The sequence below is a fragment of the Thiohalorhabdus sp. Cl-TMA genome, from assembly GCF_041821045.1.
GTDB lineage: Bacteria > Pseudomonadota > Gammaproteobacteria > Thiohalorhabdales > Thiohalorhabdaceae > Thiohalorhabdus > Thiohalorhabdus methylotropha.
Map to the genome: position 1 here is coordinate 1 of NZ_JBGUAW010000012.1, position 13,894 is coordinate 13,894.

At 63.5% G+C, this 13,894-nt stretch carries 15 protein-coding genes and 2 tRNA genes; 11 read left to right on the top strand and 6 right to left on the bottom strand.

What is annotated here, in order from left to right:
• Positions 1–223: hypothetical protein (locus ACERLL_RS15675; protein WP_373657047.1), on the top strand; the 223-nt coding region annotated here is incomplete at its 5' end.
• A 315-nt stretch (positions 224–538) separates the two neighbouring features.
• On the opposite strand, the gene ACERLL_RS15680 is transcribed toward ACERLL_RS15675, so the two are convergent.
• Positions 539–1,453 (bottom strand): hypothetical protein, encoded by a 915-nt coding sequence (locus ACERLL_RS15680; protein WP_373657048.1) that lies wholly within the window; start codon positions 1,451–1,453, stop codon positions 539–541.
• Positions 1,454–1,737: 284 nt separating this feature from the next.
• Positions 1,738–1,812 (bottom strand) — tRNA-Val (locus ACERLL_RS15685).
• Between the two features lie 69 nt (positions 1,813–1,881).
• Between ACERLL_RS15685 and ACERLL_RS15690 the strand changes: the two genes are divergently transcribed.
• A complete protein-coding gene (locus ACERLL_RS15690) occupies positions 1,882–2,607 on the top strand; it encodes a uracil-DNA glycosylase (RefSeq protein ID WP_373657049.1) in 726 nt (241 codons plus the stop codon).
• A gap of 94 nt (positions 2,608–2,701) precedes the next feature.
• On the opposite strand, the gene ACERLL_RS15695 is transcribed toward ACERLL_RS15690, so the two are convergent.
• The 3 genes from ACERLL_RS15695 to ACERLL_RS15705 all read right to left on the bottom strand — a co-directional run bounded on the left by ACERLL_RS15695 (position 2,702) and on the right by ACERLL_RS15705 (position 5,467).
• Positions 2,702–3,205 carry a PDC sensor domain-containing protein gene (locus ACERLL_RS15695; RefSeq protein ID WP_373657050.1) on the bottom strand — a complete coding sequence of 168 codons (504 nt, stop codon included), beginning with the start codon at positions 3,203–3,205 and terminating at the stop codon, positions 2,702–2,704.
• 153 nt (positions 3,206–3,358) lie between these two features.
• Positions 3,359–4,636 (bottom strand): HlyC/CorC family transporter, encoded by a 1,278-nt coding sequence (locus tag ACERLL_RS15700; protein WP_373657051.1) that lies wholly within the window; start codon positions 4,634–4,636, stop codon positions 3,359–3,361.
• Between the two features lie 18 nt (positions 4,637–4,654).
• Complete coding sequence (locus ACERLL_RS15705) at positions 4,655–5,467, bottom strand: cytochrome C assembly family protein (protein WP_373657052.1); 813 nt, start codon at positions 5,465–5,467, stop codon at positions 4,655–4,657.
• Positions 5,468–5,604: 137 nt separating this feature from the next.
• Between ACERLL_RS15705 and ffh the strand changes: the two genes are divergently transcribed.
• The 8 genes from ffh (at position 5,605) to xerD (ending at position 12,266) form a co-directional block, all read left to right on the top strand.
• Entirely contained in the window at positions 5,605–6,966 is a 1,362-nt protein-coding gene (ffh, locus tag ACERLL_RS15710; protein WP_373657053.1) for a signal recognition particle protein, read from the top strand.
• A gap of 65 nt (positions 6,967–7,031) precedes the next feature.
• Complete coding sequence (rpsP, locus tag ACERLL_RS15715; protein ID WP_373657054.1) at positions 7,032–7,277, top strand: 30S ribosomal protein S16; 246 nt, start codon at positions 7,032–7,034, stop codon at positions 7,275–7,277.
• A gap of 7 nt (positions 7,278–7,284) precedes the next feature.
• A complete protein-coding gene (rimM, locus tag ACERLL_RS15720; protein ID WP_373657055.1) occupies positions 7,285–7,824 on the top strand; it encodes a ribosome maturation factor RimM in 540 nt (179 codons plus the stop codon).
• A gap of 15 nt (positions 7,825–7,839) precedes the next feature.
• Entirely contained in the window at positions 7,840–8,619 is a 780-nt protein-coding gene (trmD, locus tag ACERLL_RS15725; RefSeq protein WP_373657056.1) for a tRNA (guanosine(37)-N1)-methyltransferase TrmD, read from the top strand.
• Positions 8,620–8,679: 60 nt separating this feature from the next.
• Positions 8,680–9,033 carry a 50S ribosomal protein L19 gene (gene rplS / locus ACERLL_RS15730; RefSeq protein WP_373657057.1) on the top strand — a complete coding sequence of 118 codons (354 nt, stop codon included), beginning with the start codon at positions 8,680–8,682 and terminating at the stop codon, positions 9,031–9,033.
• A gap of 129 nt (positions 9,034–9,162) precedes the next feature.
• On the top strand, positions 9,163–10,866 hold the full coding sequence (locus ACERLL_RS15735) for a hypothetical protein (protein WP_373657058.1): 1,704 nt from the start codon (positions 9,163–9,165) through the stop codon (positions 10,864–10,866).
• The gene (locus tag ACERLL_RS15740) at positions 10,844–11,359 is read left to right on the top strand and encodes a methylated-DNA--[protein]-cysteine S-methyltransferase (RefSeq protein ID WP_373657059.1); all 516 of its coding nucleotides are present in this window, start codon (positions 10,844–10,846) and stop codon (positions 11,357–11,359) included. Before ACERLL_RS15735 ends, ACERLL_RS15740 begins: the two co-directional genes overlap by 23 nt.
• Entirely contained in the window at positions 11,352–12,266 is a 915-nt protein-coding gene (gene xerD, locus ACERLL_RS15745) for a site-specific tyrosine recombinase XerD (RefSeq protein ID WP_373657060.1), read from the top strand. Before ACERLL_RS15740 ends, xerD begins: the two co-directional genes overlap by 8 nt.
• 45 nt (positions 12,267–12,311) lie before the next feature.
• Here xerD and ACERLL_RS15750 read toward each other — a convergent pair.
• A tRNA-Glu gene (locus tag ACERLL_RS15750) sits at positions 12,312–12,387 on the bottom strand.
• 171 nt (positions 12,388–12,558) lie between these two features.
• On the opposite strand from ACERLL_RS15750, the gene pcnB reads away from it, so the two are divergent.
• Positions 12,559–13,878, top strand: coding sequence for a polynucleotide adenylyltransferase PcnB (gene pcnB / locus ACERLL_RS15755; RefSeq protein ID WP_373657061.1), 1,320 nt, complete (start codon positions 12,559–12,561; stop codon positions 13,876–13,878).
• Positions 13,879–13,894 lie beyond the last annotated feature (16 nt).

Here is a 13,894-nt window from a genome sequence, read left to right on the forward strand (position 1 = left end):
CGAGGTCCTCAAGGCCTACTACGAGTCAAACCCCGACCGCTTTCGGAGGAAGCCACATAATCCCCCGAGTCCCGACAAATACCGTGGCTACACAGTGGACCCGTATAAGACCTTAACCTCGGAAGCCCTTAGCGAATGGGTGCTGCCGCGGAAGCTCTATAGGAGGGGTATGGGTAAGGTCTCGGCCGGTAGCCCGGATCTTCATAGGGTGCTGGAGCCCTGAACCGGAAGATCGAAGAATATAGGACGGGGGAGGACAGAAAAACTCAAATATGGGTAGGTGTGGAAAGAAATTTGGAATGCATAGCCAAACCATAAGATTGCACAGGTTTTAAATTTTGAAAAGATTTTGTTGTTATTATTATGGATTTGGGAATTTCAATAAAAAATATTGTCACACGACAAGGTGGATATTTATACAAGGTTGGCAATCTAAGAATAGGGAAAGTTTGATTTAATCTTTGTGTGCTCTTCCTTGTTTTTTTTAGCTGAGTAATGCCAACAGGCTGCTGGCTAGTGGTACGAAGAACCTTGCAGATTAATCGTAAACAAGCCATTCCGGTTTGAAAGAAACGGAGTCGTAAATATATTTGGAAAACCCGTTGTTTATACTTTTCTCTTTTACACTTATTACATCATCTATTTTGCGTTTTGAGCTTTGAGAAACCTTTTGGGGATGCATTGTGTGTAAGGGGCTAACCCCTAAAAAGTTGGAAATACGCTCATAACCCTCATTGGAAGAAACGCATTTTTCATATTGCAACATTATAACCTGGTTAGGAGATTTCAGGCTAAATTCGGACCATTTTGTATGGTATGAGTCCCATTCAAATAGATAGTCCTTGATTAAATACCCGAACTGTTCTTCATTTTCTACCCACCCCCATTTCAATGCCCAACGTTTAATGCTCTGAATCCAATTAACAGGGTCCTTGTAGATTATAAATGCCTTGGCGTTTTTTTTGCCTATTATTTTTTTATAATCATCAAAAGATTTTAATTTTATATCGTTCACGAAAGCAGGTTTCATTATAATTGAGTCTTTATTGTCCTGCACCCTGAAATGCTTGTGTTTAGGGTTAATTTTGCTATTGGGATTTTTGGAATTTATAAGATTGACACCGAACCCTGTTTCAAGAATAACTCTAAGCCAGTTGGTGCCGGAACGCTGTATACCGGCGTGGAGGACAGGGTCTAGTGCGACCTTTCGAAAGTAAAGTCGCGGATCCAATTGGGATCTTAAATAGTTTAGACTCTCGGAGATTTCCATAGGAATGCTCTTGATGTTATTCAAGAAGTATACGGGGAAATTTTCATTAGTTGCTTTATTTTTTCTTTGGGCGGTGGATATAAGTATCCGCCAACGGCTAATTGTAAGGTGCCATCTTAAAAGAGGGGTGACATTTATGAGAATGCGAATCATGCCAAGTATGAGGTATAAGCGTCCATCCATGGAACCTCATTTTAGGGCCAAAAACAGCAAAAATCCCCCTTGATTCGGCTGGGACACAGAATTGCAAATTACCCCGTCCCTCCATTCAGAAGTCCTGCGCATTTTGCTGCTCTTGGTACGGGGCTGGCCGGGTTCCTGTTCTTGAGCGCAAAAAGCCCCGGCCAGTGGGCCGGGGCTTCATGAGCACTTATTTTGAACCTATTCCAGCCTCCATCGGGTTTTGAGGCCGCTTTCCCTGGTTCTCGAAAGGCCGGCGGGATCTTGCCTTTCGTAAGTCCTTGTGCTGGTGGGCGGAGCTGGGATCGAACCAGCGACCCCTGCCGTGTGAAGGCAGTGCTCTCCCGCTGAGCTATCCGCCCGTCAACCAAGGCTTATATTCTAACCATGTTAGGATCGGGGAATCAACCCTTCGGACAGAGGAAAACGGTTTGGACGCGCGAAGCCAGCGGATCTATCTGGAGGCCCTGGGCATACCGCTTTACCGGCGCCGTGGCGGGGCGTCCGCGATGGTGGAAGGTAGCGGTGGCTCTGCTGCCAGGGCGGACTTCATTCCGGAAGCCGATGCGGAGGAGGCTCCCCTTCCCGGAGAGCGACCGGATACCCTGGAGTCCCTCCGCGATGAAGTGGCGGATTGCGTGTCCTGTCCGCTCCATCAGACGCGGACCCAGACCGTTTTCGGGGTCGGGGATCCCGAGGCCCGTATCATGTTCGTCGGCGAGGCCCCAGGGGCCGAGGAGGACCGCCGGGGAGAGCCTTTCGTCGGGCGGGCCGGGCAGCTCCTGGACGCCATGCTGGCCGCCATCGGCCTGGATCGGAAGGGAGGCGGGGTCTTTATCGCCAACGTGCTGAAATGCCGGCCCCCGAACAATCGGGATCCGAAGCCGGAAGAGGTGGCGCAATGCGAAGGATATCTTCGTCGCCAGATCGAGGTGATCCAGCCCCGGGTCCTGGTGGCCCTGGGCCGGGTCGCGGCCCAGCAGCTGCTCCAGACCCAGCAGCCACTGGCCCGGCTGCGCGGGGCCGAGCACCGTTTTCATGAAACCCCGGTACTGGTCACCTACCACCCCGCCTATCTCCTGCGTAATCCCGCAGACAAGGCGAAAGCCTGGGCCGATCTGAAGGTCATTCGGGAGCGCGGTAGTGGAAGGCAGTAGAGGGCTAGCCCGAGCCTCCGGAAAAATGCAGCTTGGCTTGGGATATTCGACCATCCGCGAACAGGGTTTTCAGCGCTTCGAAGGCGGTGTCGAGCTACCGATCCTTCAGAGTAGCAATGCAAGGATGCGGGTGAGCGCCTTGTTCCTGTTCCGGTCCCCCGAGGGCGGCTTGTGCGGGAAGAGCGTTTAGGCCGAAATCCGCTGCCAGATAGCCGAGCAGGGTGCTTCCCAGGCGAACGGGCTGCATCATGGTCACATAAGGAGTAAACGTGTCGCGGTCCAAATAGACGGGAGATAGTGCGGGGCCAATGCTCGGTAGCGGACCTTCCCAGAAAGCGCGCCGGGTGAGGTTCTGTCCACGGAAATCCGGGAGAGATTCCCGTGGCGGGACATTGGCGGAGCGCCGGATTCCGCCGGTATCCAGCGCATAGAGCAGCCGGCACCTTGGAATGCGCTCCAGGTGCTCGGCCAGGAGCTGGTCCACGGAGGCGGGGTCCTCCCAGACAGGAGCGCACACCGTGCCCAACCGTTGGATGGGCCCCGAGATTGCCGCCTGCAAGCGCAGGCGCTGGACGGGCCGAAGGTGAACGGTGGTCATGCTGGCTGATCCGGTTTGTGGTGCGTTACGAGCCATTCATAGCAAGGCTCGTGCCAGCGGATGACCGGTTTTTGGGGGGATATGGGGGCACCGGACGCACCGGAGCGGTGCAAAACGGTGATAGGTGCTCGCGGATGGTGCGTCGTGGTGGCCCTAGCCTACCCAGCCCCGCTGGGTGTCGTCTGGATAGACCCGGACCACGGTGATGGTCTGACTGCGGGTCTTCACCACCTCCATGGGATGGCCGCCGACCTTCAGGCTGGTGTTGTCGTTGGGGATGCTCTCGAGCTCCTCGATGATCAGGCCCGCCAGGGTGCGGGGCCCGCCCGTGGTAAGGTCCCAGCCCAGCTGGCGGTTCAGGTCCCGGACCTCGATCTGGGCATCCACCAGCAGGCTCCCGTCCTTCTGGGGGCGGATGCCGCGCATGGGAAGGTCGTGCTCATCCTGGATCTCCCCGACGATCTCCTCGAGGATGTCCTCCAGCGTGACCAGACCCACCACGTCTCCGTATTCGTCCACCACCAAGCCCATGTGCTGGCGGCGGCGCTGGAACTGGATGAGCTGCTCCTGCAGGGGGGTGGTGTCGGGAATGAAGTAGGGCTCGCGCACCAGGGCGGAAATGGTTTCCCGCGAGGGCTCGCCGGTTTCCATGTCCTCCAGCTTCAGCAGGTCCTTACCGTGAATGACCCCCACGATATGGTCCGGATCCCGGCGGTAGACGGGGAACCGGGTGTGTGGAGAGGCGCGGAATTGGGCCAGGATGTCCCCCCAGTCCGCATCGATGTTGATGATGGTCATCTCGGTGCGGGGGACCATGACGTCCGCCACCGTCACCCGCGACAGCTCGAATATGTTGAGCAGCATCCGCTGGCGGCGCGCGGGTAGCAGGGCGCTTTCCTCGACGATGACCGTGCGCAGCTCCTCCTCGCTGAGGCTGGTCCGAACCGGCCCCTGGGTGAGCCGGAGAGCTCGCAGGAGTGTGTTGGCTATGGCGTTGATGGCCACCACCAGGGGATAGAGCACCAGCAGAAGGGGTCGAAGAACCGGAGCGGCCACAAAAGCCAGGCGCTCCGGATAGGTGGCGGCCATGGTCTTGGGAGCGAGCTCGGAGAAGATCAGGACCACCACCGTGAGAATGATGGTGGAGAGGAAGAGCCCGGCCTCCCCCATTAGCCGCAGGGCGATGATGGAAGAGACACTCGCCGCGGCGATGTTGACGAAGTTGTTGCCCAGCAGAATCACGCCGATCAGGCGATCCGGACGCTCCAGCAGCTTGGAGGCGATACGGGCGCCCCGGTGCCCCTGATCCGCCCGATGGCGGAGGCGGTACTTGTTCAGGGCCATCATGGCCGTCTCGGAGCCCGAGAAAAATCCGGACAGGGCCAGCAGGATGCCCAGCAGTACGAAAAGGGTGCCCAGAGAGGTGTTCATGGACGGAGGGCGGCCTGTTTAGGCCCTGAGCTCGAGAATGAAGCGGACGCCGAAATAGGCGAGGATGAGCAGTCCGTAGCCGGAGAGGGTCCAGCGGACCGCCGTGCGGCCCCGCCATCCGTAGTGGTTGTGGCCCCAGAGGAGCAGTCCGAAGACCGCCCAGGCGATCAGGCTGAGCACGGTCTTGTGGTCGAAGGTGAAGGGCTGTCCGAAGATCTGCTCGGAGAAGACCGCGCCGCTCAAGACCACCAGGGTCAGCAGGCCGAAGCCGATGCGCAGCAGGTGGAAGAGCAGCCGCTCCATGGGCTGCATGGGGGGCAGTATGCGGCTCATGAGCCCCATGCGCTTGCGACGCAGGTGGCCCTCCTGGCAGCCGAGCAGCCCCGCCTGGACGGCGGCCATGGTTAGGGTGCCGTAGGCGAGCAGGGAGAGCACCAGGTGGCCGAGCAGCGCCGGCTGGTCCACCTCGATGCGAAGGGCGGTCCCGGTGGGCGCGAAGGCCTCCACCAGCAGCACGACGGCGGCCAGGGGAAACAGGATCAGGCCCAGGAGCTCCACCTTCAGAAACAGGATGGCCAGCAGGAACTGGAGCACCACCAGCCAGGTGAACAGGGACAGGGCATAGCTCAGATCCAGGTTCAGATGGTCGCCCGCCAGAACCTCCGCGGCAACGCCCACGGAATGGAGGACCAGGGCGCTACCGCCCAGCCAGAGGGCGGGTGCCAGGGAATGCTCGCCCCGTCTCCGGATGGTCGTCCACTCCTGCGCGGCCGCGCCGCCATACAGAAGCGCCGAAAGGATCTGCAGCCAGAAGATGACCGCTGTGCTCATGGGATTCGGTTACGCGATTTGGCCGGTGGCCGGTTCAGGGCGGCTTTGCCCGCAACCGGATCATTGGTTCCTGGATAGATCCACCGTAAAATACGACGGTTTACGCATGAACTCAAATACGGAAAACGGCCAAGACCATGTTTGAAAATCTTTCCGACCGGCTACAGGGCGTATTCAAGGACCTCAAGGGCCAGGGCAAGCTCACGGAGAATAATATCTCCGACGCCCTTCGGCAGGTGCGCATCGCCCTCCTGGAGGCGGATGTCTCATTGCCGGTGGCGAAGGCCTTCATCGATCGGGTCAGGGAGCGCGCGGTCGGTCAGGAGGTGCTCAACAGCCTCACGCCCGGACAGGCCGTGGTGGGTGTTGTCAAGGAGGAGCTGGAGCATCTGCTCGGCGACGAGAACGACAGCCTGAACCTCGCGGTTCGACCGCCGGCCGTTGTCCTCATGGCGGGACTGCAGGGCTCGGGCAAGACCACCACCGTGGCCAAGCTGGCCCGTTTCCTGCGCGAGCGGGAGAAGAAGAGCGTGGTCGTGACCAGCGCCGACATCTACCGGCCGGCCGCCATCGACCAGCTGGAAACCCTCTCCGGTGAGGTGGGGGCCGCCTTCGTTCCCAGCCAGAGTACCGAGGATCCGAAGGTCATCGCCGAGCGGGCTTTGGAAGAGGCGCGTATCCGCAGCGCCGACGTCGTGATCGTGGATACGGCGGGCCGGCTCCATATCGATGAGGACCTCATGGAGGAGATCCAGGGCCTGCAGCAGACCCTGGAGCCCGCCGAGACCCTTCTCGTGGCCGATGCCATGACCGGTCAGGACGCCGTGCAGACCGCCGAGGCCTTCAATGACGCCCTGGACCTTACCGGTGTGGTGCTGACCAAGACCGACGGCGACGCCCGCGGCGGCGCGGCGCTGTCCATCCGACACGTTACGGGCAAGCCCATCAAGTTCCTGGGTGTGGGCGAGAAGACCGAGGCCCTGGAGCCGTTTCACCCGGACCGTCTGGCCTCCCGGATCCTCGGCATGGGCGACGTGCTTTCCCTGGTGGAGGAAGCGCAGCGGACGGCCGACCAGGACCAGGCGGAAAAGCTCGAGAAGCAGCTGAAATCGGGCAAGGGCATGAGCCTCGCCGACTTCCAGGATCAGCTCCAGCAGATCAAGCGCATGGGTGGTCTGGGCAGCATCCTGGACAAGCTGCCCGGCGGAGAGAAGCTGGCCGGGGGCATGGCCGGGTTCGACGAGAGCCAGATCACCCGCATGGACGCCATCATCAATTCCATGACCCCCTGGGAGCGCCGCCATTCCGACGCCATCAAGGCGAGCCGGAAGCGCCGCATCGCCAGCGGGAGCGGCACCTCCGTACAGGAGGTGAACCGCCTGCTCAAGCAGTTCGCGCAGATGCAGAAGGCCATGAAGCAGATGAAGAAGAAGGGCGGAATGAAGAAGATGATGGCCCAGATGGGCGGCAAAATGGGCGATCAGGACTTTCCGTTCTAGCCAAAATCCGGTATATTTCCGCGTTTTCACAAGGTCCGAAGCAGTTCCTCAGGAGTCGAGACTCTATGGTCACTATCCGTTTTGCCCGCGGGGGCGCCAAGAAGCGGCCCTTCTACCAGATCGTTGTCACCGAGCATTCCAGCCCGCGCGATGGCGACTTCATCGAGAGGCTCGGCTACTATAACCCGACCTCCAAGTCCAAGGACTACAAGCTGGACGTGGAGCGGACCAAGGTGTGGCTGGACCAGGGCGCCCAGGTCTCCGGATCCGTGAAGGGACTGCTGCGCAAGGAAGGCCTGACCACCGCGTAGGCCGGTTATGGCGCAGTCCCGAACCCCCGCGCGGCGCCCGAATGCCGAAACGGAGTGGGTAACGGTCGGCCGCATCCATGGGCTGTACGGCGTCCATGGCGGTGTCCGCCTCTATTCATACCTGGACCGGCCGGGAGATCTTCTGCGGTTCGATTATCTCTGGCTGCTGCTCGGGGAAGGTCGAGATTGCCGGAAGATTTCCGAGCGCGAGGCCAAAGGGGCGCGGCTGGTGGCCCGGATCGAAGGAGTGGACGGCCGCGAGGCGGCCCGGGAGCTTCTGGGCACGCCCCTTCAGCTGCCCCGCGAAGCCCTGGGGGAAGAAGAGCCCGGGGAATATCTCTGGGTCGATCTCCTGGGGCTCGCCGTGGAAACGCTGGACGGGGCTCCGTTGGGCGAAGTGGACAGCCTGATCGAGACGGGAGCCAACGACGTGCTGGTGGTGGCGGGCTCCGACCGGGAGCGGCTGATTCCCTTCACGGAGGAGGCGGTGCCCGAGGTGGATCCGGCCCGGGGACTGATTCGGGTGGATTGGGACCCTGATTTCTAGCCCTGCGGAGCCACGGTGCATTTCCACGTCCTGACGCTGTTCCCCGGGCTGTTCGAGGCGGCCCTTTCCTACGGGGTCCTCGGGCGGGCCCGGGAGCAGGGCCGGCTCGGCTTCGACTTCACCGATATCCGGGATTTTTCCCGGGACCGGCACCGTACGGTGGATGACCGGCCCTTCGGTGGCGGGCCCGGCATGGTCATGCAGCCGCAAGTGGTTTCCGATGCCGTCGACCACGCCCGGGCCGGTATGCCGGAGGACGCGCCCGTCATTTACCTATCGCCGCAGGGGGCGTCCCTCGATCACCGGAAGGTGGCCGAGCTGGCGGAGCTTCCCGGCCTTACCCTGCTCTGTGGGCGATATGAGGGAATCGACGAGCGCGCCCTGGAAGGCCGGGTTGACCAGGAGCTTTCCGTGGGCGACTACGTGCTCTCGGGCGGCGAGTTCGCGGCGCTGGTGGTGATCGACGCCGTGGCCCGATTGCAGCCCGAGGTGCTGGGGGAGCCCGCCTCCGCGGAAGAGGACAGCTTCGTGGAGGGCCTGCTGGACTGCCCGCACTATACCCGTCCGCAGCGCTTTGAGGGACGGGAGGTCCCCGAGGTGCTGCTTTCGGGAGATCATGCCCGTATCCGGCAGTGGCGGCGACAGCAGGCCCTGGGCCGGACCTGGGAGCGCCGTCCGGACCTGCTGCGGGAGCGCGGGCTTACATCCCGGGAACGGGATCTGCTGACCGAGTACATACGGGAGAACGGCGGCGATGCGCTGCTCCTCCGGGAGCTTGCAGTCCGGGAAGACTGACCGGCGCCGGCTCTCCCACCCGAATCGTTTTGGCCCGAATCCAGGAAGGGAGCAAGGACCATGTCCGACATCATCCAAGAACTTGAGCGCGAGCAGATGAAGACCGATATCCCCGATTTCGGTCCCGGGGACACCGTCCGGGTGCACACCCGGGTCGTGGAAGGGAGCCGGGAGCGGGTGCAGGCCTTCGAGGGCGTGGTCCTGGCCTACCGCAAGCGCGGCCTCCATTCCGCCATCACCGTCCGCAAGGTTTCCTACGGCGAGCCCGTGGAGCGGGTATTCCCCCTGCACTCGCCGCGTATCGAGAAGATCGAGGTGCAGCGCCGCGGCCGTGTCCGGCAGGCCAAGCTGTACTACCTGCGCGAGCGCGAGGGCAAGGCGGCCCGCATCCCGGAAAAACGCACCGCGAAGTAAGCGAGCGGGGATGTGATGAGCCTGCACCCGAAACGGGAGCTAGCCGTTCTGCGAGGCAGCCCGGCGGGAATACGGCCAGGAAACGCGGAGGCGATCCCTCCGCGTTTTTTTGTGGCTGCGCTGTCGTTGTTGATACTCCTGATAGGGGGTCCGGGAAAGCTGGCCGAGGCCGCGGACCTGGAGGCGGCGGCCAGCCAGCTCGCCGCCGGTGCCGGAGGCTTGGCCCTGGACACCTTGTCCCGGGACCCCCCGGAGCCCGATACACAGACCTGGGAGCAATGGGCCCGTCTCCGGGTCCGGGCCCTGGAGCTACAGGGCCGTCGGCGGGAAGTGGTGGCGCTCGCCGGAGCGATTCCGGACGCGGCTTCGGAGGCATACCGGCAATGGGTAGGGCATCGGGCCGCCGAGGCGGAGCTGGATCTGGGCAGGCCTGCCGAAGCCCGGAAGCGCCTGGTGCGTCTGATCGCCGGCTACCCCGCGGCCGAGGCGCTTCGATCCTGGCTGCGCCTTGTTTACCGGAGCTATGCGGAGGCGGGGCACTGGCAGGACGCCATGCTGGCGGTTCGGCGGTATCGACGCGGCCGGGAAAAGGGTGCGTTCGAAGCTTCCGAGCAGGTGGAGCAGGCACGGATCTTCTTGCGGGGCGGCGCGAGGGAAACCGCCTTGAGCATTCTCGGCGAATCCGCGGAGAGTGCTGAAGCGCGTCAGCTCCGCATCCGCATCCTCGGGGAGCTGGGCCGGCGCCGGCAGGCTTACGAGGAGGCCCGGATCTGGGCGAAGGAGGCCCGAGGCGGCGAAGCCGCCCGGGCCTGGAGCGCCGTGGCCGGCATCGCCGCACGCAGGGGCGAGGAGCGGGCGCACCTCCAGGCGCTGGAAAAGGTCTTGGAGAGCGGCCGGGGCGTCGCGCATTCCCGGCCCGTCGAGCGAACCTGGGAGGCCTACCTGCAGCTCGGGGAATCGCTCGGCAACGAGGCGGGCCTCCTGGTGGGGGAGGACCGCAAATGGATAGAGCGCGCCCGCTCGGCGGGCGGGGTCGGAAGGCGGGCGCTCCTCGCCTCGGTATCCCTGCTGGGCCGGTCCCGGGAGGCCCGCAATCGGGCCCGGATCGGACTGGTGAAGGCCCTCGGGGCGGCCGGACTGGAACGCACGGCATTCCGGTTATTCCGGGAAGGACCCGCCTTCCAGGAAGAAGGGGCGCTGTCCCCCCTGCTGCGCGTGCATCTCGGTCGGTTGGCCCTTGCCGAGGAGCACTATGAACAGGCATTGGCCTGGATGGCCGGGATCGAGGCCCTTCCCGAGGGCGTCAAGGCGGCGCCATGGCGGTTGACCCGGGCGCGCCTCCGCATCAAGCTCGGCCGTTTCAAGGCGGGCACGGAGGACCTGCGGGCCATACTGGAGGATCCCGGCCCGCTTGAGGACGCCGGTTTCCGGGAGCATTTCCTGCAGGTGGTCTTCGACCTTCAGCAGGCGGACCACTCCCGGGCCGCCCTCGGCATATTCCGCGGCGTGTACGCGGCGGTGAAGGACCAGCAAGCCCGCCGGGAGCTGCTATTCTGGATGGGCGAGTGCCGCGAGGCGCTGGGGGACCATCGCGGGGCGGCGGCCCTGTTTCTGCGATCCGCCGCCCATCCCCCCGGCGGCATCGAGGACCGCTGGGGAAGGACGGCGCGATTCCAGGCCGCCCGCTCCCTGGAGCAGACCGACTACGCCCAGGATGCCCGGCATCTCTACCGCAAGCTTCTGGGTGCCGGCTCTGCCAGTCAGGATATGGCCGTCAGGCGGCGATTGAATCGTCTTGGGACGGGATCCATTGAACAAGCAGGAAAGCCCTGAGCGCGGGCTGATCATGCGCACGCCGGCCGGACCGCTGGCCATCCAGGGCGGACCGCGGGGGATAACCCGGGTTCGCTGGGCCTCCGACGGCATAGACGAGGACTTCCGGGAGCCGACAAGCCCGGCCCTGGAGCGTGCTCGGGCGGCCTTGCTGGCTTACTTCGCGGATCCGCGACAGCCACGCCTCGAAGTCCCCCTGGCCCCGTACCGGGCCACCTCTTTCCAGTGGCGGGTCTGGTGGGCAATGCGCCGGATCCCGCCCGGGAGCACCGTGACGTATGGGGAGCTCGCCCGCTGGCTCGGCAGCTCGCCCCGGGCGGTGGGCAACGCAGCGGGAGCCAATCCCTGGCCGCTGATCGTTCCGTGCCATAGGGTGGTGAGTCGCAATGGCCTTGGCGGGTACATGCGGGGCAGCGCCGGTGGAGAGGGGCTCCGGATCAAGCGGTGGCTCCTGGCATGGGAGGGATGGGAAGGGACCGGGGAGTATGGCTGAGCAGGACGGTCCGGCGTCGGAGCGGGGCTCGGAGCTTGTGGATAGGTTCCTGGACCGTCTGTGGCTGGAGGCCGGCCTCTCCGACAATACCCTGGCGGCGTATCGGCGGGACCTGCAGCGGTTCGGCGGGTGGCTGGGAGAGCAGGTGCCTCTGGATGACGTGGTCCGGGAGCAGGTGCTCGGCTTTCTGGCTGCCCAGATGCGCCGGGGCGCCAAGCCGCGCACCATCGCCCGCCAGCTGTCCACCTTGCGGCGATTCTTCCGGTTCCTCCTGGAGGAGGGCCGGTTGGCCGACGACCCCTGCCGGGAGGTGGAGGCCCCGCGCCTCGACGCCCGCCTTCCCGATACCCTGACGGAGTCAGAGGTGGAAGCCCTCCTGAACGCCCCCGATGCGGGGGATCCCCTGGGCATGCGGGACCGCACCATGCTGGAGGTGATGTACGCTACCGGCCTGCGGGTTTCGGAGCTGGTGGGGCTGCCGCTGGGCCAGTACCGGCAGGATGCCGGCTATGTGCTGGTGACGGGGAAGGGCGGAAAGCAGCGTCTGGTTCCCCTCGGGGAGGAGGCGCTGGGCTGGCTGGCCCGTTATCTGGAACATGCCCGGCCCGTGCTTTTGGAGGGAAGGGCCAGCGACCGGGTCTTCGTTTCCCGGCGCGGCAGTGGTCTGACCCGGCAGGCAGTCTGGTACCGCATCCGCAAGTACGCCGAGGAGCTGGGGATCGAAAAGCCGCTGTCCCCGCATACCCTTCGCCACTCCTTCGCGACGCACCTGCTGAACCACGGCATGGATCTGCGGTCTCTACAGATGTTGCTGGGCCACAGCGACCTGTCCACCACCCAGATCTACACGCATGTGGCCCGGGAGCGACTCAAGTCGCTCCATGCCAGTCACCACCCGCGCGGCTGAGCACAAAAAAGCCCCGGCGGCTGCCGGGGCGAAAAGCGCGGAATTTGGCGCTCCCAAGGGGACTCGAACCCCTGTTTTCGGCGTGAGAGGCCGACGTCCTAGACCACTAGACGATGGGAGCGTCGAAATCAAAACGAAAGTATAGTAGGAAACGTGAGGTGGTTCAAGCCTTTCCTGAATGCCGTAAGGGGAGGGCCGCTGAGATTTTACGTTTCCCCTTCGCTCGGCTACCCTTTTGACCATGACATATGTGCCCCATCCAGAAAATTCGGATGCGCCTATTGAGTCACGGATGACCCAGAGCTCTGCCGCCGATCCCCGGAGCGAGAACCATGAGGGCGGTGCCCGGATCATCTCGCGCCCGGAGCACGGAGTCTCCCGCCAGCAGATCTGCCCCAATGCGCTCAAGGTGCTCTACCGTTTGCACAGCCAGGGCTATGGCGCCTACTTGGTGGGCGGCAGCGTCCGGGATCTCCTCCTGGGCCGGGAGCCCAAGGATTTCGACATCGCCACCGACGCCCGCCCCGAGGAGGTGGCGGAAGTGTTCCGGAACTGTCGGCTAATCGGACGGCGCTTCCGGCTCGCCCATGTACACTTCAAGGGCGATATCGTCGAGGTGGCGACCTTCCGCGGTTCGGGAACCGACCCCGACGGCCAGGACAAGGTCCGGACCGAGGACGGCCTTATCCTCCGCGACAACGTCTACGGGACCCTGGAAGAGGATGTGTTCCGCCGCGATTTCACGGTGAACGCCCTCTACTACAACATCGCCGATTTCTCCGTGGTGGACTACGTGGGTGGCCTGGAGGATCTGCGTGCCGGTCGGATGCGCCTCATCGGGGATCCGGAGACGCGCTACTGCGAGGACCCGGTCCGCATGCTGCGGGCGGTGCGCTTCGCGGCCAAGCTTGGCTTCTTCATCGATGCCGGTACGGCCGCGCCCATCACCCAGCTGAGCCATCTGCTGGAGGACGTGCCGGCCGCGCGCCTGTTCGAGGAAGTCAACAAGCTCTTCCTCTCCGGGACCAGCGTTGCCGCCTACCAGCTCCTGCGCCGCTTCCGGCTCTTCGAGTGGGTCTTTCCGGAGACCGCCGCCCTCCTGGGAGAGGAAGAGAACAATTTCCCCCATACCTTCCTGACCCAGGTTTTCGAGGATACGGACCGGCGGGTCCGGGAAGACCTGCCGGTAACCCCCGCTTTTTTGTTCGCCGCTCTCCTTTGGCATCCGCTGGAACGGGAGCGGCGGCTGCTGGAGGAGGAGGAGGGGTATTCGCCGGAGGATGCCCTCCAGAAGGGTACCGGCCGGGTGCTACGGAGGCAGACCCGCCAGGTGGCCCTTCCCAAGCGGTTCGCCGAGGGCGTGCGGGAGATCTGGGCCCTTCAGGGGCGCCTGGAACGCTCCCGTGGCAAGCGGGCCCTGCGGCTGCTCGGCCATCCCCGCTTCCGGGCCGGCTTCGATTTTCTGGCTCTGCGCGGCCGCTCCGGCGAGGCCGATCCGGAGCTGGTGCAGTGGTGGAAGGACCTGCTCGACGCCCCTTCTTCCAAGCGGTCCAAACTGGTAGGTATCAAGGGCGGCGGCCAGGGCCGCAGCAACGACAAGCAATCCGCCTGAATTTCCCCGCCGGGGG